We start from the raw sequence: 18576 nt of genomic DNA, 5'->3' as shown, positions 1-18576 counted from the left end.
GATTATGAACTGCAATCCAACGAAAGCCTGCATCTAAGCAGGCTTTTTTCTGCTTACTAGACAGCTTGAGCCGTGAGTTGCTTCAACAATCGATCCATCGCTCGATAGCCAAGCGCTTCCGATAGATGTTTCTTTTCGATCTGCTCGTTACCGTCAAGGTCGGCAATGGTTCGTGCCACCTTAATAATTCGATGATAAGCACGAATCGATAAACCCAAGCGATGTAGTGCTGTCTCAAGAAACTCCGCATCTTCGCGTCGCAGTGGGCAATACCTTTCAATTTCTCGACTGCCGAGTAAAGCATTCGATTTATGGTTGCGAGATAACATGGTTTGACGAGCCTGTTTGACCCTTTGCTTTACCACCTGGGTGGTTTCTCCGCGATCACCGCCTTCGGCCAACATTCCTTTTGGCAACAGAGGTATCTCCAATGACATATCGAACCTATCCAGTAACGGCCCAGATAAGCGATTGAGGTAACGCAGGATGATCTGTGGGTTGGCGCGCGCTTGGTTACCTTCGTAATAACCCGTTGGACTTGGGTTAAGTGCACCGACCAATTGAAAACGCGCAGGAAAACGAGTCTTGCCCGCAGCACGGGAGATAATGATCTCGCCCGACTCTAGTGGCTCTCGTAATGAATCAAGCACCTTGCGCTCAAACTCCGGCATCTCATCTAAGAACAATAAGCCGTTATGCGCTAAAGAGATCTCTCCGGGGCGAGGCACCGAACCACCACCCACTAAGGCTGCCATCGAGCTTGAATGATGAGGCGACCGAAAAGGTCGTTGCTTCCAGTTATATTGATTGATCTCTTGTTGCGTTAACGAGGCCACCGACGCAGTTTCCATCGCTTCGTCATCACTCATTTCAGGTAATAGGTCACGCAGTCGAGAAGCGAGCATAGTTTTTCCGGTTCCGGGCGGGCCAAGAAACAATAAGTTATGATTCCCAGCAGCAGCGATCTCCAGAGCTCGCTTGCCTTGTTGTTGGCCGATAATATCTTGTAAGTCGCGAAGCTCTGAAACATCAGCCTGATGATGCTCTGTTCTATATAGCCCAAGCTGAGCCTGTCCACACATGTCAGCGCAAACCTCCAACAAGGTTTGTGCAGATTTATGCGCTCCCTTGCCCACCAACGCAGCCTGATCACCGTTATGATGTGGGACAACTAAACATCGTTCGACACTATCGGCGGCTAACGTCGCTGGCAACACACCCTTTACTGAGCGCAATTCTCCTGACAACGCCAACTCACCGATGAATTCATGCTGAGCTATTTTTGATGTCGGAAGCTGATCGGATGCGACTAAAATCCCAAGCGCGATTGGCAGGTCGAAACGGCCTCCCTCTTTGGGCAAATCGGCAGGTGCGAGGTTGACCGTGATTCTTTTCGAAGGAAACTCAAAGCGAGAATTGATGATCGCGCTTCTCACTCGATCTTTAGATTCCTTGACCGTTGTTTCAGGTAGACCCACCAGCGTAAAGCCAGGCATTCCGTTGCTTATATGCACCTCAACGGTCACTTCTGGCGCCTCTACACCCACACTAGCTCGGCTATGAATTATCGCGAGTCCCATAACTTTCCTTTGTCTTTGATTTAAAAGTATTCGCTCTGGATATTCGTTGCTCACCAAAGCTATAAGGTTGTTATATAGCTTGGTGGAATGGTGTTTTAATGTGAAAAAAGAATGACATTTTCCTTGTCATGCGGCAGATTTGTGTGATAACACTAGAGATGTAGACATTTACTGAAGACAATAAACGAGAAAACTCGAATATTATGATTTTTAACGCTCGCATTTACGCACTGATTAACCTGATTATCGTAGTCATTATTAAGACTGCGCGGGGGCGAGTGGGAAGAAAGTAACCACGAATTAGAAAAAACCCCCGCACTGACAAGTCCGGGGGTTTTTTCTAATTTAAACATTCGATTTTTATATTTTTGAGCATTTTCGGCTTTGCCGATTTACAGGAAGAATGGGAGCACAAGATGTGCAGAGACAAAGGAAACAGTTACCAAAATAAAGGTAATACGGGAGAATTCCGATGAAAGGCGCAGAACTAGTCGTATCCGCACTCAAGCAACAAGGAATTGAGACCGTATTTGGTTACCCAGGTGGTGCCATCATGCCAATCTACGATGCACTCTATGACGGCGGGGTTGAACATATCCTATGTCGCCATGAGCAAGGCGCTGCTATGGCCGCGATCGGCATGGCTCGAGCAACACAAGATGTCGCTGTTTGTATGGCAACGTCTGGCCCAGGTGCTACCAACCTAGTCACTGGCCTTGCTGATGCCTTTATGGACTCTATCCCAATGGTTGCCATCACTGGTCAAGTTGCGAGTTCCCACATTGGTACCGATGCATTCCAAGAAATGGATGTGATTGGTATGTCTCTGTCATGTACCAAACACAGCTACCTAGTGACTGATATTGAAGATCTAGCTCCAACGCTCGCTGAAGCGTTTGTGGTAGCTAAGTCTGGCCGTCCTGGCCCGGTTATCGTCGATATCGCTAAAGATGTTCAACTAGCAGAAGCACCTGTTAACACTCTTCCTGAATTTACTCCACCCGCAATTCCTGTTGCGACAACTGATGCCATTGAACAGGCACAGTACTTTTTGTCTCAAGCAACCCGTCCTGTTTTATACGTAGGTGGTGGTGTTCAACTTGCTAAAGCAACCGATGCGGTTCGTGAGTTTTTACGCCTTAACCCAATGCCAGCAGTAAGCACACTGAAAGGTTTGGGGACTATCGAACGTGATGACCCACACTACCTTGGTATGCTGGGTATGCACGGCACCAAAGCTGCTAACCTTGTGGTTCAAGAGAGTGACCTACTGATTGTTGTTGGTGCTCGTTTTGATGACCGAGTAACAGGCAAACTCGATACCTTTGCGCCGCATGCTAAGGTTATCCATATCGATATCGATGCCGCTGAGTTCAGCAAACTGCGTCTTGCCAATGCGCCAATTCGCGGTGACATCAACAAGATCATGCCTCAACTAGAGCTAAACCAAGACATCTCCTCTTGGGTTCACCACTCTGAAGGCCTTCGTAGCTCATTCAAATGGCGTTACGACCACCCTGGTGATCTGATTTTTGCTCCACTGCTGTTGAAGCAACTGTCAGACATGATGCCAGCAAGCTCGATGATTTCGACCGATGTCGGCCAACACCAAATGTGGGCAGCTCAGCACATTCAGCCGCGCGATCCACAGAATTTCATCACCTCTGCCGGTTTAGGCACTATGGGCTTTGGCTTGCCAGCTGCAATGGGTGCATCGGTTGGGCGTCCTGATGACCAATCTATACTTATCTCTGGTGACGGCTCGTTCATGATGAACATTCAAGAGCTTGGCACATTGAAGCGTCGTCAGATCCCAGTGAAGATGGTACTGCTTAATAACTCTCGTTTGGGCATGGTTCGCCAATGGCAATCGCTGTTCTTTGATGGCCGCCACAGTGAAACCATCTTAGATGACAACCCTGATTTCGTGATGCTCGCGAAAGCGTTCGATATCCCGGGCAAAACCATCACTCGTAAAGAAGAAGTAGAACCAGCATTGAAAGAGATGCTAGAGAGCAAAACCGCTTACCTACTTCATGTTCTTATCGATGAAGAAGAAAACGTATGGCCACTAGTACCACCAGGTGCTTCAAACAGTGAGATGTTGGAGAACACATAACATGAAAAGATACCTATTAGACATCAAAGCCGATGATAAGCCTGTACTACTAGAGCGTGTTCTTCGTGTTATCCGCCACCGTGGCTTCATTGTTAAGCAAGTTGCGGGCACTCAAAACCACGAAAGCAAAGTGGCGAGTGTTGAGATCATCGTAGACAGTGACCGTCCGATCTCTTTCTTGGTAAACCAAATCGAAAAGCTGTGGGATGTGCGTACCGTTGACGTTATCTCGATCAGCCGTAATGAACTGCCAAACAACAACTTACAACAAAAGATAAACGCATAAGGAACCGCAAACATGACAGCTAAAACAGCAGACTATATTTGGTTTAACGGTGAGATGGTTCCTTGGGCAGAGGCGAACGTTCACGTCCTGACTCACGCAATGCACTACGGTACTTCTGTGTTTGAAGGTGTTCGTTGTTACAACACACCAAAAGGGCCGGTTATCTTCCGTCACCCTGAACATGCTAAGCGCCTAAAAGACTCAGCAAAAATCTACCGCTTCCCTATTCCTTATACAGAGGAAGAAATTATGGAAGCGACTCGCGAAACGCTACGCCAAAATAAGCTAGAGTCAGCGTACATCCGCCCTCTAGGTTTCGTAGGTAACGTTGGTTTGGGTGTCTGCCCGCCAGAAAACACTGAGATGGAACTGATCATCGCAGCTTTCCCTTGGGGGTCTTACCTAGGCGAAGAAGCGCTAGAAAATGGCGTTGATGCGATGATTTCTAGCTGGAACCGTGCCGCTCCAAACACGATCCCAACCGCAGCAAAAGCCGGTGGTAACTACCTATCTTCACTACTGGTTGGTGGTGAAGCTCGCCGTCATGGTTACGATGAAGGCATCGCACTGAGTGTTGATGGTTACCTTTCTGAAGGTGCAGGTGAGAATATCTTTGTGGTACGCAATGGCGTGCTATCAACGCCACCAGCGACCAGCGCAATTCTGCCGGGTATCACTCGTGATTCGATCATGACACTAGCAAAAGACATGGGTTATGAGATCCGTGAAGAGAACATTGCTCGTGAAGCGCTATACCTTGCCGATGAGGTCTTCATGACAGGCACAGCGGCGGAAATCGTTCCGGTTCGCAGCGTAGACAAAATTACAGTAGGTGAAGGCAAACGCGGTCCTATCACTGAAAAAGTTCAAGCGGCTTACTTTGGTCTATTCAATGGAACCACTGAAGATAAGTGGGGCTGGTTAGATTATGTTTACCCAGCAGACCACACTTCAGAAAACCAAACGCAAACAGCTAAGTAAGCAACAGCCAAATATTTTATAAGGATTTAAGCAATGCCAATCTATCGTTCAGCAACGACTACCCACGGACGCAACATGGCTGGTGCGCGCGCTTTATGGCGTGCAACTGGCGTTAAAGATGATGACTTCGGTAAGCCAATCATCGCAGTTGTAAACTCGTTCACTCAATTCGTACCAGGCCACGTTCACCTTAAAGACATGGGTCAACTGGTTGCGGGTGAAATCGAGAAAGCGGGCGGTATCGCTAAAGAATTCAACACCATCGCAGTTGATGATGGTATCGCAATGGGTCACGGCGGCATGCTGTACTCACTGCCATCACGTGAGCTTATCGCGGATTCAGTAGAATACATGGTCAATGCACACTGTGCGGATGCGATGGTGTGTATCTCTAACTGTGACAAAATCACTCCGGGAATGATGATGGCAGCAATGCGTCTTAACATCCCAGTGATCTTTGTATCTGGCGGTCCAATGGAAGCGGGTAAAACCAAGCTTTCTGATCAAATCATCAAACTAGACCTTGTTGACGCAATGATCCAAGGTGCTGATCCAACCATTTCTGATGAGCAAAGTGAGCAAGTAGAGCGTTCTGCATGTCCGACATGTGGTTCATGTTCAGGTATGTTCACAGCGAACTCAATGAACTGTCTAACAGAAGCGCTTGGTCTATCTCAGCCAGGTAACGGTTCTATGCTAGCCACCCACGCAGACCGTGAAGAGTTGTTCATCAATGCTGGTAAACGTATCGTTGACCTAACTAAGCGTTACTACGAGCAAGACGACGAATCAGCACTACCACGCAACATTGCTAACCGCGCAGCCTTTGATAATGCAATGGCGCTAGATATCGCGATGGGTGGTTCAAGCAACACAGTACTTCACCTTTTAGCGGCAGCTCAAGAAGGTGAGATTGATTTTGATATGGGTGATATCGACGAGATGTCTCGTCGCGTTCCACACCTATGTAAGGTTGCTCCTTCAACACCTAAATACCACATGGAAGACGTTCACCGCGCTGGTGGCGTAATGGCTATCCTAGGTGAGCTTGATCGTGCTGGCCTACTGAACAACCAGACTCGCACCGTGCTTGGTCTAAGCATGCAAGAGCAACTAGCTCAATACGACATCATGCAGACAGAAGATGAAGCGGTGCTTAAGTTCTTCCGCGCTGGGCCTGCTGGTATCCGTACTACCAAAGCTTTCTCACAAGATTGTCGTTGGGATCGCCTTGATGATGACCGCGTCGATGGTTGTATTCGTACCAAAGAGAACGCATTCAGCCAAGAAGGTGGCCTAGCGGTGCTTTCGGGTAACATCGCGGTTGATGGTTGTATAGTTAAGACCGCGGGTGTTGATGAAGAAAACCTTAAATTCCAAGGCCCTGCAATCGTATTCGAAAGCCAAGACACAGCAGTAGACGGCATCTTAGCGGGTAAAGTAAAAGCAGGCGAAGTGGTTGTTATCCGTTACGAAGGTCCCAAAGGTGGTCCGGGCATGCAAGAAATGCTCTACCCAACGACTTACCTAAAATCTATGGGTCTAGGTAAGTCTTGTGCTCTTCTAACTGACGGACGTTTCTCTGGTGGTACATCAGGTCTATCTATCGGCCACGCTTCTCCAGAAGCAGCAAGTGGCGGTGTGATTGGTCTAGTGAACACGGGCGATATTATCACTATCGACATCCCTAGCCGCTCAATCACACTTGATGTGCCTGAAGCAGAGCTTGAAGCACGTCGAGTTAAACAAGATGCACTAGGCTGGAAACCAGAAAACCGTCAGCGTGAAGTGTCTTTTGCACTGAAGGCTTACGCAAGCATGGCGACCAGTGCCGACAAAGGCGCAGTGCGTGATAAGTCTAAACTTGAGGGCTAACTATGAGTGATGACACCTCCAGTCCCCAGAAACAAACTGGCGCAGATTATCTGCGTCAGATCCTGAGAGCGCCGGTTTACGAAGCGGCAATCGTAACACCTCTACAGGATATGCCGCGTTTAAGCGCGCGCATTGGTAATCAGGTTCAGCTTAAACGAGAAGACCGTCAGCCGGTGCACTCGTTCAAGCTACGCGGCGCCTACAACATGGTATCAAGCCTTTCTGAGCAGCAAAAAGCCGCAGGTGTGATTGCTGCATCGGCGGGTAACCATGCTCAAGGTATGGCGCTGTCTGGTTCTAAGTTGGGAATTCAGACCACGATTGTGATGCCAAAAACCACACCAGACATCAAGGTTGATGCGGTACGTGGATTTGGCGGTAACGTGGTTCTGCACGGCAGCAACTTTGATGAAGCCAAGGCAGAAGCCGAGCGTCTTTCTGCTGAACATGGCTTTACCTTTGTGCCTCCTTTCGATCACCCACTAGTGATTGCAGGGCAAGGTACGATGGGTATGGAGATGCTGCAGCAAAACGGTCACATGGATTATATCTTTGTGCCGGTTGGCGGTGGTGGCTTAGCTGCGGGTGTTGCTGTATTAGTAAAACAGCTGATGCCAGAGATTAAAGTCATTGCAGTAGAACCAGAAGATTCGTCGTGCTTGAAAGCGGCTCTCGATGCTGGTGAACCTGTAGTACTGGATCAGGTCAGCATGTTTGCTGATGGTGTTGCGGTTAAACGCATTGGTGAAGAAACCTTCCGTCTTTGCCAACAGTACATTGACGGTCACATTGCAGTCTCTAGCGATGAGATCTGCTCTGCTGTGAAAGACATCTTTGAAGACACTCGTGCGATTGCTGAACCTTCAGGAGCGCTTGCTCTGGCTGGCTTGAAGAAGTTTGCTGAGCAGAACCAACTGCAAGACAAGCAATTGGCAACGGTACTGTCTGGTGCTAACACCAACTTCCACGGCCTGCGATATGTCTCTGAACGTTGTGAGCTGGGTGAGAAGCGAGAAGGCCTACTTGCGGTGACGATTCCAGAGCGACAAGGGGCATTCCTAGAGTTCTGTAATATCATTGGTGGTCGAGCGGTGACTGAGTTTAACTACCGCCACAACGACGAAAGCCTCGCGAATATCTTCGTTGGTGTACGCCTGCAAGGTGGCCAAGAAGAACTCGAACACATCATCAATGACCTACGTGAGGGCGGCTACCCGGTTGTCGATCTCTCTGATGATGAGATGGCAAAACTGCACATTCGCTACATGATTGGCGGTAAACCATCGAAGCCACTGAAAGAACGCCTATACAGCTTTGAGTTCCCAGAATACCCAGGTGCATTGATTAAATTCCTTGATACCTTAGGTACCCACTGGAACATCAGCCTATTCAATTACCGTAACCATGGTGCCGACTACGGCCGTGTATTGTGTGGCTTTGAACTTGATGACGATGACTTGGCTCAGTTCTCAACACACTTAGAAGAACTTGGCTACCAGTGTAAAGATGAAACCGATAACCCTTCCTACAAGTTCTTCTTGTCATAAGAGTTAACGACCGAATCAAAAAGAGCGAGTATTTACTCGCTCTTTTTATTGGTGCTGATTCAGCTCAAGCTTGAAAAGGATCTTCTTATAAAGAGATCATTAGATCGCCTTGCGATGATCCAACCAATCTTGGTGAAGTTTCTCACTCGATCCTAGGTACTTCACCATCCATTCGATCAGTTTATGGTTATCGTCTTTTCGCCATACCAAACAACAATGACTCTGCGGACTCGGTTCAGGCAGTATTTTCTCCACCAGCAGGCCTTGTTCGATAATTGGCGCGGCAATGTGCCTTGGCATATAACCCACTCCGACTCCATTCTTAAGACACTCTATGGCGCTATACCAGTTGGGTAACAACAGGCGTCTTTGACTTGAGTAGTGGCCTGTGTGTCGCTTGGGGAGCACACTAGAGGTATCGTCCAAACATATCGCGGGATACTGGCTAACAAATTCTTCGTTGAGGTTTTGCTCTCGCACACACGGGTGACTTGGCGACATTACAAACGCCCAATCTAGGCGTCCCATATCTTTAACCTCAAAGTCGCCACCGACCGGTATCGCTGAGGTTGCGCCAATCACAATATCCGCTCTGCCCTGTGCAATCGCCTCCCAAGAGCCATTAAACACCTCCATGTTGATCTGAAGCTCTGCGAACTCAAAGGTTTGGTAGAACTCTTCAATCATCGGCTTCATCTTATCGAGCTTAACTACGTTATCGAGCGTTAGGCGCAAGGTTTTCTTCCAACCACGCGCTGCTCGGCGAGTCTGAGCACTGACCTCTTCCATCTGCCTCAACAACGCACGTGCCTCTTCAATGAACAATTCACCTGCCGGTGTCAGCTCTACTTTTCTCGGTAAACGTCTGAAAAGTAGAACATCCAGTTCTTGCTCAACCTGCCTAACACCGTAGCTGATCGCCGATGGTACTTTGTGCAATTGTTCTGCCGCCGCAGTAAAACTGCCTAAGCGAGCAACCGTATCGAGCATTTCTAAAGAGGATTTAGAGAACATAAGCCTTCAAATTTTTTGATTAATAACCACATATTTTAGCGTTTTATTTTATCAGGTCTGAAAAATAGAATGTCAGCATAAATAAACAGGGGCTTTTACTTCTGTATATCAAACAATTTTTTTGATGATAAAAACATCACTACCTTTAGCTTAATGGCATCTTATGAATATTTCTAAATTTCAATTGGTCTACCTTGCAGTTCTTTCAATGCTTGGCTTTATTGCGACCGATATGTACCTTCCTGCATTTAAGGCAATGGAAGTTGATTTCGCAACCGGCCCAGAGCAAATTGCTTTGTCTTTAACGGTATTCCTTGGCGGTATGGCAATGGGTCAGCTTCTTTGGGGTCTGGCGAGTGACAAGTATGGTCACCGTAATACGCTGGCGGTTGGTCTTGTTATCTTTACTGCAGCTTCATTCGGCTTAGCATTCAGCACCGAGGTATGGCACCTACTGACACTACGATTCATTCAAGCGATCGGTGTATGTGCTCCAGCTGTAATCTGGCAAGCAATGGTTATCAAGCGTTACTCACAAAGCAGTAGCCAACAAATTTTTGCAACCATCATGCCTTTGGTTGCGCTATCTCCTGCACTAGCACCTCAGCTAGGAGTGTTACTGGCGGATAGCTTTGGTTGGCACAGCATCTTCATCACATTAACCTTGATGGGTGCACTGCTAGTGGCGACAACAATGGCTCAACCAAAAGAAGCGCCTGAAGTAAAACAGACATCGATTAAGACAGACATCAAGATGTTGCTTAAATCAAAGCCTTACATGGGTAATGTTTTAATGTTTGCATCAGCATCTGCAGCGTTCTTCGCTTACCTAACGGGTATGCCAGAGATCATGGCTCAGCTAGGTTATGAAGCAAAAGATATCGGTTTGAGCTTTATCCCACAAACAATCGCGTTCATGGCGGGTGGCTACTTCGGTAAGCAAGCTGTGAAGAAATATGGCGATGGCGTTGTACTAAGAAATCTTATCGGTTTGTTCAGCGTAGCAGCGATGCTTATCTTTATTGCATCACAATGGGAATTGACGTCAATCTGGCCTTTACTAGCACCTTTCTGTTTGATTGCTGTCGCAAACGGTGCTCTTTACCCAATCGTAGTAAACCGTGCTCTATCAAGCGCTAAACAGAGCCCTGCGACAGCTGCTGGTCTACAAAACAGCCTGCAAATCAGTATCAGTGGCCTATCAAGTGCATTGGTCGCAGCAATGGCTAGCCAAGCACTAAGCGCGACAGGTATCGCGGTTGTAATCTGTTTGGGTGCATTGTGGGTTGGTTATATTGTTTCGAACAAAGAGCTTTCTGAACACTTCGCGACACCTGATAACTCTCGAGTGGTCGCTGACGAGAAACAAGACTAGTTTCTAAGTTAACGAAAACAAAAAAGAGCGAGATTACTCGCTCTTTTTTTATATCTAAATTTCACTTCTACTTATTTTGCAGCAACGTCACCGTCGACAATTTCTAACGCTGGCGCTTTATGGCGGCTATATTCATCATAGTTAACCACTCGGCTGCGGCCCATATCTTTCGCCATATACAAAGCACTATCGGCCATCTTAACCAGAGACTCGGTATCAGACGCTGGCTTAGGATACGTGGCGACACCTATCGAAACACCCAACTGACCTAATGACAGACCTTTATGTTCAAGATGCATCGAACGCACAGCATCACACAAGGTTTGACCAAACTCCGTCGCTTCCTGCATTGAATAATGTGGAAGCAGTACCGCTAACTCCTCACCACCGAGTCGGCAAGCAATCTCGTCTTCGCTGACACTCTGTTTGAGTAGCGCACTAATCTCTTTCAATACGAAGTCACCCGCATCATGGCCAAAGTTGTCATTGAAGCGTTTGAAGTGATCCAAATCGAGCATCAATAGCGATAATGGCTGTTCGCTGGTGGCCGAATTCATCGAGTGCTCTTCCAGTTTTTGTTCGAAGAAACGACGGTTGAATAAGCCAGTCAGCGGATCGCTCAATGCTTGTGAGCGAAGCTTCTCTTGCAGGCTCAGGTTAGCCAATGCTAAACCTAAGTGCTCGGAAACGCTGAACGCCAATTGTTCAGTAATGGGATCTATCTTGATATCACCAACGCCGAAATAAAGGTGCATGATGCCGATGGTGTTGCCGTGTGCCGTCAACGGAATACACAGGGTTTGGTTGTTTTCCATCTCATGCATGTGACCACAGGTTAACGAGTGGAAATCGTCATTTGATTGGTGTGCACGCCCCTTACGCAGTGACCAGCACTCTTCAGGAGCAAAGCTCGCGCTTCCCGGCCAAGTCTCTCCCCAATCGAGCTGAGTGATCAACTGATTACGCGATGCACGCATCAAAGAAACACTGCCGTTCACGTTACCAAGAATTCTCGGTAAGATATCCGACACGATCTGTTGGGCTTCGACCATGTTGTTACACGCTGCCAGCATATTCGCGAGGCGGTGCATTAACTCAATTTCATGGGTTCGTTGGCGAATACGCTCATCTTGCTTCTTCTGTTCTTCTTCCACTCGATGAACAATTTGGCGATTGCTCACGTAAGAGGTACCAATCAAGAAGCTCAAACTCAGCAACACCATACCAACCAGAATCCCCATCAATTGGAAGTTCATCTGTTTCAGTTGATGCATTGGCGAAGAGATCACGATAACGAAGTCTTGCCCGTTTATGCTCTCTTTCATTGAATAGTAGATTCGGTCGATGGAGGTAACGGTACTAAAACGGACATCACTGCCAGTACCTTGTTGAAGGGCTTGCTTGAATTCGGGGCGGTTACCGTGATTTTCAACTCTAGCTAGTGCATGGTCTGAAAGATCCGTATCACCAATCACGACACCATCGGGACTGATCACTTGGATTCGGAGTCGAGTGTTGGCTTGCGTTAAGTCTCCGATGTAATCATCGACATCCATATCAGCCGTAAATAACTCGCTATCTTCACGAATTTCATAGATAACGTCTGACATCAAAGAGACAAGATGATCACGCTCATTCTCAACAACCAGCTTTTCCAACGTTACATAAAAGCCATAGAGACCTATTAACATTGAAAAAGACAAAATAATGATCGGCAATGTTTGCCATTTCTTTTCAACCAATATCACCGTACATCAACCCATTTATACCGAACCACTGCCCGAATATTAACAATCTATTAAAAAAATACAATTGCCAAATTGATTATTTTGTTAGCAGTGAGTGACCGATACAAAAAAGCCAGTAGCGATGCTACTGGCTTTCGTAAGAATATCTTTTGAACGTTAGAGATTATTTCTTAGTTGGACGCTTCCAATCAGCAATCTTACGTTCTTTCGCACGGCTGATAACCAGCTCATTTTCAGAAACATCGCGTGTCACTGTAGAGCCAGCACCAACGGTAGCACCATTACCAATAGTAACAGGCGCTATTAATTGACTATCTGAACCAACGAATACGTCGTCGCCAATGATGGTCTTGAACTTATTCGCACCATCGTAGTTACAAGTAATTGCACCCGCACCCACGTTTACGCGCTGACCAATTTCAGCATCGCCTAGATACGTTAAGTGGTTCGCTTTAGAACCTTCACCAAGGCGAGTGTTCTTCACTTCGACAAAGTTACCAACGTGCGAGTTATTACGCATATCAGCACCAGGACGTAGACGAGTGAAAGGACCAACCGTACAGTCTTCACCGACCGTTGCACCTTCGATCACGCTGTATGGGCGAACGATGGTGTTGTCATCAATCTCGCAGTCTTTCAATACACAACCAGTGCCGATAATCACGTTGTCGCCAATGCTTACGCTGCCTTCGATGATAACGTTAGTGTCAATCTCAACGTCCATACCGCACTGCAGTTCACCACGTAGATCAAAGCGGCTTGGGTCGCGCAGCATTACGCCTTGCTTCAATAACTTGTCTGCTTGCTCAGCTTGGTAAGCGCGCTCTAGACGAGCCAGTTGAGAGCGGTCGTTTACGCCTTCCACTTCAATTGGGCTTACTGGGTGTACCGCTTCAACTGCACGACCTTCGTCGTGAGCCGCTGCGATAACGTCAGTCAGGTAGTATTCACCCTGTGCGTTGTCGTTACTTAGGCCAGACAACCAGCGCTTCAGATCGCCACCAGTCGCCACCATAACGCCAGTGTTGATCTCTTTGATAAGCTTCTGCTCATCCGTTGCATCTTTCTGTTCAACGATAGCCACAACAGGACCATTACGACGAATAATACGTCCGTAGCCCATTGGGTTGTCTAACACGACAGTAAGTAGCGCGATGCCACCGTTTGGTTGAGCGTCTAATAGGTTTTCAATGGTTTCAGGTGAGATCAGTGGAACATCACCATATAGCACCAATACTTTTTCATCATCAGCGAAATGTGCAGATGCTTGATCCACAGCGTGGCCTGTGCCGAGCTGCTCAGCTTGCAGTGCCCAGTTTACAGATTCTTCAGCTAGAGTAGCCTTCATCTGATCACCACCGTGGCCGTAAACCAGGTTGATGTTTTGAGCGCCTAGACCATTACATGTATCGATAACATGCTTCACCATTGGCTTACCCGCAAGTGTGTGCAGAACCTTTGGTGTGTTTGAATACATGCGAGTGCCTTTGCCCGCCGCGAGAATTACCGCGCTAAACTTCATTGTAAACCTATCCAACGTTATTTTTATTAAGCCGATATTCTAACCGTTTTTGGCCAAAAAATTAAATCGCAATAACCATTTAACCAGTAGTGATACGTAAAAGAAGCATTTTTGAGAATCTAAAAATGCAAAAAGGCGACCCTTAGGTCGCCTTTATCTCAGAGTCTATAATCTTAAAAAGATTAACGACGCTGTTTTGTCAGTTCGATAACTCGTAACTGAGCAATGGCTTTAGCCAGTTCACCGGCCGCTTGTGCGAAGTCTATGTCGCCATGCTGATTTTGGATATTCTCCACAGCCTTGCGTTTAGCTTCTTCCGCCTTTGCTGCGTCTAGCTCTTCACCACGGATAGCTGTATCAGCCAGTACAGTCGCTGTACCAGGCTGAACTTCTACCATACCACCAGAAACATAAATGATTTCTTCGTGGCCGTGCTGCTTAACAATACGCACCATACCAGGCTTGATAGCGGTCAGCAGTGGAGTATGACCATGGAAAATACCAAGCTCACCCTCACTACCGGTCACCTGAAACGTCTCAACAAGGCCTGAGAAAATTTGTTTCTCTGCACTTACAACGTCTAGGTGAAAGGTTATTGCTGCCATATCGCCTCCTAGTTAGCCTTATAGCTTCTTAGCATTCTCGATAGCTTCGTCAATTGCACCACAGTACATGAACGCTTGCTCTGGAATGTCATCGTATTCACCAGATAGAAGACCTTGGAAGCCACGTAGAGTCTCTTTAAGAGGTACGTAAACGCCTGGGTCACCTGTAAATACTTCCGCTACGTGGTAAGGCTGAGTTAGGAACTTCTCAATCTTACGAGCACGAGATACAACTTGCTTATCTTCTTCAGATAGCTCGTCCATACCTAGGATAGCAATGATATCTTTCAGCTCTTTATAGCGCTGAAGAGTAGACTGAACGCCACGAGCGATGTCGTAGTGCTCTTGTCCAACTACCAATGGATCCAGTTGACGTGAAGTAGAATCTAGCGGGTCGATCGCTGGGTATAGACCCATAGATGCGATGTTACGGTTAAGTACAACCGTTGCATCCAAGTGAGCGAACGTTGTTGCTGGAGACGGGTCAGTCAAGTCATCCGCTGGTACGTATACCGCCTGTACAGACGTGATAGAACCAGATTTAGTTGACGTGATACGCTCTTGTAGAACACCCATTTCTTCAGCTAGTGTAGGTTGGTAACCTACCGCTGAAGGCATACGACCTAGAAGTGCTGATACTTCAGTACCTGCTAGTGTGTAACGGTAGATGTTATCAACGAACAGTAGAACGTCACGACCTTCGTCACGGAAGCGCTCTGCCATTGTTAGACCAGTCAGTGCAACACGTAGACGGTTACCTGGTGGCTCGTTCATCTGACCGTAAACCATCGCTACTTTTGATTCTTCAGGTTTTTCGATGTTTACAACACCTGCTTCCTGCATCTCAAAGTAGAAATCGTTACCTTCACGAGTACGCTCACCTACACCTGCAAATACAGATAGGCCTGAGTGTTGAAGTGCGATGTTGTTGATAAGTTCCATCATGTTAACGGTCTTACCTACACCAGCACCACCGAATAGACCGATTTTACCACCCTTAGCGAATGGACAAATCAAGTCGATTACTTTAACACCAGTTTCTAGAAGAGCTGTCTCGTTAGACTGCTCTTCGTAGCTTGGAGCTTCACGGTGAATGGCGTAATGCTCTTCAGCACCAATCTCGCCACACTCATCAATCGCGTCACCTAGGACGTTCATGATACGACCCAATGTCTTAGTACCAACTGGTACTGAGATTGGAGCGCCAGTATTTTCAACTGTCAAACCACGACGTAAACCATCAGAGCTACCCATTACGATTGCGCGAACTACGCCACCGCCAAGTTGTTGCTGAACTTCAAGAACTAGACGTTCTTGTACTTCATTAACATTCAGAGCGTCGTATACACGAGGTACTTCACCCTGTGGGAACTCTACGTCGACTACCGCACCGATGATCTGTACGATCTTACCTGTAGCCATCGTTAATCCTCTAACTATTTAGTTTTACCTAAGCTTAAACCGCAGCTGCGCCTGAAACGATCTCAGAAAGTTCTTGTGTAATCGCCGCTTGACGCGCTTTGTTATACACAAGTTCTAAGTCATCAATAATGTCACCAGCGTTATCTGTTGCTGATTTCATTGCAATCATTCGAGCCGCTTGCTCACAAGCAAGGTTCTCAACCACACCTTGGTACACTTGAGATTCGACGTATCGAACCAATAGTGCATCTAGTAGTGGTTTTGGCTCGGGCTCATAAATGTAGTCCCAAGAATGACTGCGTTTCATTTCTTCGCTGTCTGATTTAGGCAAAGGAAGTAATTGATCGATCGTTGGTTCTTGAACCATAGTGTTTTCAAACTTGTTGAACACTACAAACAGGCGATCTAATTCGCCTTCATCATATTTCTTCAGCATAACGCTTACAGAGCCAATCAAATCTTCAAGGCTTGGACGATCGCCCAGACCAGAAACTTGAGCTGCTACTTTCGCGCCGCTGTTGTTGAAAAATGCTGTCGCTTTTGAACCTACAATTGCAAGTTCAACGTCAGCACCTTTCTCAGACCAATCTTTCATGTCGTTCATGGCTTTTTTGAACAAGTTAATGTTCAAACCACCACAAAGACCACGGTCTGTAGAAACGATGATGTAACCAACACGTTTGGCTTCACGTTCCTCAAGATAAGGATGCTTATACTCGAGGCTACCATTAGCCAAATGACCGATCACTTTACGCATTGTTTCTGCATATGGACGAGTAGCTTCCATTGCGTCTTGAGAACGACGCATTTTTGAAGCTGCTACCATTTCCATTGCTTTCGTAATCTTCTGTGTGCTTTTAACACTACCGATTTTATTACGTATCTCTTTTGCGCCGGCCATCGTTACTCTCCGTTAATGGTATGAGGTGGCCCTAAGACCACCTACCAATTACCAGGTCTGGGTTGCCTTGAAATCGTCAACAAGCTTCTTCAGCTCAGCTTCGATTTCTTTATTGAAAGCACCCGTTGTGTCGATCTGTGTTGCTAGATCGGCATATTGACCACGAGCAAACGACAGTAAAGCAGCTTCAAAGTCTAGAACTTTAGAAAGTTCAACGTCTTGAAGGTATCCACGCTCTGCAGCGAAGATTACTAGAGCTTGGTCAAATACAGACATAGGAGCGTATTGCTTCTGCTTCATCAGTTCTGTAACTTTTTGACCGTGGTCTAGCTGCTTCTTAGTCGCTTCATCAAGATCCGAAGAGAACTGAGCAAATGCTGCAAGTTCACGGTATTGAGCTAGAGCAGTACGGATACCGCCAGATAGCTTCTTGATGATTTTAGTCTGCGCCGAACCACCTACACGAGAAACTGAGATACCTGGGTCAACAGCTGGACGTACGCCCGCGTTGAATAGCTCAGTTTGTAGGAAGATCTGACCATCAGTAATCGAGATTACGTTCGTTGGTACGAATGCAGATACGTCACCAGCTTGCGTTTCGATGATAGGTAGAGCAGTTAAAGAACCAGTCTTGCCTGTCACTTCACCGTTAGTGAATTTTTCTACGTATGCTTCGCTTACACGAGCAGCACGCTCTAGTAGACGAGAGTGAAGGTAGAAAACATCACCTGGGAACGCTTCACGACCTGGTGGACGCTTAAGTAGTAGCGAGATTTGACGGTAAGCTACAGCTTGCTTAGATAGATCATCATAAACAATCAGTGCATCTTCACCGCGATCACGGAAGTATTCGCCCATCGCACAACCAGCATACGGTGCAAGGTATTGCAGCGCTGCAGATTCAGATGCAGATGCAACAACAACAACAGTGTTTGCTAGTGCGCCGTGCTCTTCTAGTTTGCGAACTACGTTAGCAATAGTCGACGCTTTTTGGCCGATAGCTACGTAGATAGAGAAAATACCAGAATCTTTTTGGTTAATAATCGCATCGATCGCCATTGCTGTTTTACCAGTCTGACGGTCACCGATTACTAGTTCACGTTGACCACGACCGATAGGGATCATTGAGTCAACAGACTTGTAACCAGTTTGAACAGGTTGATCTACCGATTTACGGTCGATTACACCTGGTGCGATAATTTCTACAGGCGAAGTCAATTTAGCTTCGATTGGACCTTTACCATCAATTGGCTCACCTAGCGTGTTTACAACACGACCAAGCATTTCAGGACCTACTGGTACTTCTAGAATACGACCAGTACCTGTAACTTTCATGCCTTCCTGTAGGTCAGCATACGGGCCCATTACAACAGCACCAACCGAATCACGGTTCAAGTTTAGTGCTAGAGCGTAACGGCCACCCGGTAGTTCGATCATTTCACCTTGCATCACGTCCGCTAGGCCGTGGATGCTAAGGATGCCATCGCTTACAGAAACGATAGTACCTTCATTGCGAGCTTCACTAACAACGTCGAAAGATTCAATACGTTGTTTAATTAGATCGCTAATTTCAGTGGAATTAAGTTGCATGCTCCAATCCC

The 18576-nt window shown here is 47.0% G+C and carries 14 protein-coding genes; 6 read left to right on the top strand and 8 right to left on the bottom strand.

Going from position 1 to position 18576, the window contains the following annotated elements:
• Positions 1-56: 56 nt before the first annotated feature.
• Positions 57-1580 carry a YifB family Mg chelatase-like AAA ATPase gene (locus MSG38_RS22350; RefSeq protein ID WP_086971967.1) on the bottom strand — a complete coding sequence of 508 codons (1524 nt, stop codon included), beginning with the start codon at positions 1578-1580 and terminating at the stop codon, positions 57-59.
• 472 nt (positions 1581-2052) lie between these two features.
• Here MSG38_RS22350 and ilvG point away from each other — a divergent pair, with 472 nt between their 5' ends.
• From ilvG to ilvA, 5 genes are read left to right on the top strand one after another with little or no spacing between them, the layout of a single operon-like run.
• Positions 2053-3699 carry an acetolactate synthase 2 catalytic subunit gene (gene ilvG, locus MSG38_RS22345; RefSeq protein WP_248402636.1) on the top strand — a complete coding sequence of 549 codons (1647 nt, stop codon included), beginning with the start codon at positions 2053-2055 and terminating at the stop codon, positions 3697-3699.
• 1 nt (position 3700) lies between these two features.
• The gene (ilvM, locus tag MSG38_RS22340) at positions 3701-3985 is read left to right on the top strand and encodes an acetolactate synthase 2 small subunit (protein WP_017055442.1); all 285 of its coding nucleotides are present in this window, start codon (positions 3701-3703) and stop codon (positions 3983-3985) included.
• Between the two features lie 12 nt (positions 3986-3997).
• Positions 3998-4966 carry a branched-chain amino acid transaminase gene (locus MSG38_RS22335; RefSeq protein ID WP_050642868.1) on the top strand — a complete coding sequence of 323 codons (969 nt, stop codon included), beginning with the start codon at positions 3998-4000 and terminating at the stop codon, positions 4964-4966.
• A gap of 33 nt (positions 4967-4999) precedes the next feature.
• Positions 5000-6841, top strand: a complete 1842-nt coding sequence (gene ilvD, locus MSG38_RS22330; protein ID WP_048610861.1) for a dihydroxy-acid dehydratase — start codon at positions 5000-5002, stop codon at positions 6839-6841.
• A gap of 2 nt (positions 6842-6843) precedes the next feature.
• Positions 6844-8388: a threonine ammonia-lyase, biosynthetic gene (gene ilvA / locus MSG38_RS22325; RefSeq protein WP_048611225.1), complete on the top strand. Its 1545-nt coding sequence runs from the start codon at positions 6844-6846 to the stop codon at positions 8386-8388.
• A 99-nt stretch (positions 8389-8487) separates the two neighbouring features.
• Here the strand turns inward: ilvA and punR are convergent, their stop codons facing one another.
• Complete coding sequence (gene punR, locus MSG38_RS22320) at positions 8488-9402, bottom strand: DNA-binding transcriptional activator PunR (protein WP_248402635.1); 915 nt, start codon at positions 9400-9402, stop codon at positions 8488-8490.
• A 163-nt stretch (positions 9403-9565) separates the two neighbouring features.
• Between punR and punC the strand changes: the two genes are divergently transcribed.
• A complete protein-coding gene (gene punC / locus MSG38_RS22315; RefSeq protein ID WP_017063021.1) occupies positions 9566-10777 on the top strand; it encodes a purine nucleoside transporter PunC in 1212 nt (403 codons plus the stop codon).
• Between the two features lie 71 nt (positions 10778-10848).
• Here punC and MSG38_RS22310 read toward each other — a convergent pair whose 3' ends face one another.
• The 6 genes from MSG38_RS22310 to atpA form a co-directional block, all read right to left on the bottom strand.
• Positions 10849-12468 carry a sensor domain-containing diguanylate cyclase gene (locus tag MSG38_RS22310; RefSeq protein ID WP_248402634.1) on the bottom strand — a complete coding sequence of 540 codons (1620 nt, stop codon included), beginning with the start codon at positions 12466-12468 and terminating at the stop codon, positions 10849-10851.
• A 220-nt stretch (positions 12469-12688) separates the two neighbouring features.
• Complete coding sequence (gene glmU, locus MSG38_RS22305) at positions 12689-14047, bottom strand: bifunctional UDP-N-acetylglucosamine diphosphorylase/glucosamine-1-phosphate N-acetyltransferase GlmU (protein ID WP_048610853.1); 1359 nt, start codon at positions 14045-14047, stop codon at positions 12689-12691.
• A gap of 182 nt (positions 14048-14229) precedes the next feature.
• Positions 14230-14652, bottom strand: a complete 423-nt coding sequence (locus tag MSG38_RS22300; protein ID WP_004735742.1) for a F0F1 ATP synthase subunit epsilon — start codon at positions 14650-14652, stop codon at positions 14230-14232.
• Positions 14653-14670: 18 nt separating this feature from the next.
• On the bottom strand, positions 14671-16074 hold the full coding sequence (gene atpD / locus MSG38_RS22295) for a F0F1 ATP synthase subunit beta (RefSeq protein ID WP_048610850.1): 1404 nt from the start codon (positions 16072-16074) through the stop codon (positions 14671-14673).
• Between the two features lie 34 nt (positions 16075-16108).
• Positions 16109-16975, bottom strand: coding sequence for a F0F1 ATP synthase subunit gamma (gene atpG / locus MSG38_RS22290; RefSeq protein ID WP_016794171.1), 867 nt, complete (start codon positions 16973-16975; stop codon positions 16109-16111).
• A 48-nt stretch (positions 16976-17023) separates the two neighbouring features.
• Positions 17024-18565, bottom strand: coding sequence for a F0F1 ATP synthase subunit alpha (atpA, locus tag MSG38_RS22285; protein WP_010433235.1), 1542 nt, complete (start codon positions 18563-18565; stop codon positions 17024-17026).
• Positions 18566-18576: the final 11 nt, after the last annotated feature.

Source organism: Vibrio sp. 1CM24A (genome assembly GCF_023161725.1).
GTDB classification, from domain to species: domain Bacteria; phylum Pseudomonadota; class Gammaproteobacteria; order Enterobacterales; family Vibrionaceae; genus Vibrio; species Vibrio coralliirubri.
This window is presented reverse-complemented; position numbering and strand designations above follow the sequence as displayed.

Excerpts from the sequence above, each read along its gene's own strand:
- ilvD (WP_048610861.1), top strand. The coding sequence starts at position 5,000 with ATGCCAATCTATCGTTCAGCAACGACTACCCACGGACGCAACATGGCT.
- glmU (WP_048610853.1), bottom strand. The coding sequence starts at position 14,047 with ATGAAGTTTAGCGCGGTAATTCTCGCGGCGGGCAAAGGCACTCGCATG.
- ilvM (WP_017055442.1), top strand. The coding sequence starts at position 3,701 with ATGAAAAGATACCTATTAGACATCAAAGCCGATGATAAGCCTGTACTA.
- punC (WP_017063021.1), top strand. The coding sequence starts at position 9,566 with ATGAATATTTCTAAATTTCAATTGGTCTACCTTGCAGTTCTTTCAATG.
- ilvG (WP_248402636.1), top strand. The coding sequence starts at position 2,053 with ATGAAAGGCGCAGAACTAGTCGTATCCGCACTCAAGCAACAAGGAATT.
- atpG (WP_016794171.1), bottom strand. The coding sequence starts at position 16,975 with ATGGCCGGCGCAAAAGAGATACGTAATAAAATCGGTAGTGTTAAAAGC.
- MSG38_RS22335 (WP_050642868.1), top strand. The coding sequence starts at position 3,998 with ATGACAGCTAAAACAGCAGACTATATTTGGTTTAACGGTGAGATGGTT.
- MSG38_RS22310 (WP_248402634.1), bottom strand. The coding sequence starts at position 12,468 with ATGTTAATAGGTCTCTATGGCTTTTATGTAACGTTGGAAAAGCTGGTT.
- punR (WP_248402635.1), bottom strand. The coding sequence starts at position 9,402 with ATGTTCTCTAAATCCTCTTTAGAAATGCTCGATACGGTTGCTCGCTTA.
- atpA (WP_010433235.1), bottom strand. The coding sequence starts at position 18,565 with ATGCAACTTAATTCCACTGAAATTAGCGATCTAATTAAACAACGTATT.
- MSG38_RS22350 (WP_086971967.1), bottom strand. The coding sequence starts at position 1,580 with ATGGGACTCGCGATAATTCATAGCCGAGCTAGTGTGGGTGTAGAGGCG.
- ilvA (WP_048611225.1), top strand. The coding sequence starts at position 6,844 with ATGAGTGATGACACCTCCAGTCCCCAGAAACAAACTGGCGCAGATTAT.
- atpD (WP_048610850.1), bottom strand. The coding sequence starts at position 16,074 with ATGGCTACAGGTAAGATCGTACAGATCATCGGTGCGGTAGTCGACGTA.
- MSG38_RS22300 (WP_004735742.1), bottom strand. The coding sequence starts at position 14,652 with ATGGCAGCAATAACCTTTCACCTAGACGTTGTAAGTGCAGAGAAACAA.